Here is a 764-nt window from a genome sequence, read left to right as displayed (position 1 = left end):
GTGTTGTCGGAGTCGAGGTTTCCCTTGATCACGCTGAGGAAGTCGATGCCCTCGGCGGACAGGCGGCGGACCGCCTCGATGCCCTCGTCGACGGCGTTGCCGCCGGCGCGTTCGTCGTCGACTCCCATCCGCAGTCCGATGACGAAGTCGTCGCCGACTCGGGCCCGGATGGCGCGGATGACCTCGAGGGGGAACCGCAGGCGCCCCTCGAAGTCCCCGCCCCATTCGTCGTCGCGGTGGTTGAGGGCCGGGGAGAAGAACTGGTCGAGCAGGTGGCTGTAGGCCATCAGCTCGATGCCGTCCATGCCGCCGGCCTGGCAGCGTTCGGCGGCGTCGGCGTAGGCGGTGAGGATGCGGTCGATGTCCCAGTCCTCGGCGACCTTCGGGAACGCCCGGTGCTGGGGTTCCCGGTCGCCGGAGGCGGAGACGACCGGCAGCCAGTCACCCTCGTAATTGCTGGTGCGCCGCCCGGCGTGGGTGACCTGGCACATGATCAGCGCGCCGTGCTCGTGTACCGCGTCGCCGATCTTGGTCAGGTACGGCACCACTTCGTCCCGGTAGAGGGCGATGTTGTTGACGAACGCCGGGCTCTCCGGCGACACGCAGGCCGCGCCTCCCATCATCGTCAGCGCGAGCCCACCCTTGGCCTTTTCCAGGTGGTAACGCAGGTAGCGGTCCTTCGGCATGCCGTTCTCTGCGTAGGCCGGTTCGTGCGAGGTGGAGACCACGCGGTTCTTGAGCCGCAGGTGCTTCAGATCGAACGG

General features: G+C 68.1%; 1 pseudogene. It reads right to left on the bottom strand.

The window, feature by feature from the left end:
- Positions 1-764, bottom strand: a pseudogene (locus P3H15_RS54245) (N-methylproline demethylase); the annotation flags it as partial.

The organism is Rhodococcus sp. T2V, assembly GCF_029269925.1.
GTDB classification, from domain to species: Bacteria; Actinomycetota; Actinomycetes; order Mycobacteriales; family Mycobacteriaceae; genus Rhodococcus_F; species Rhodococcus_F koreensis.
This window is presented reverse-complemented; position numbering and strand designations above follow the sequence as displayed.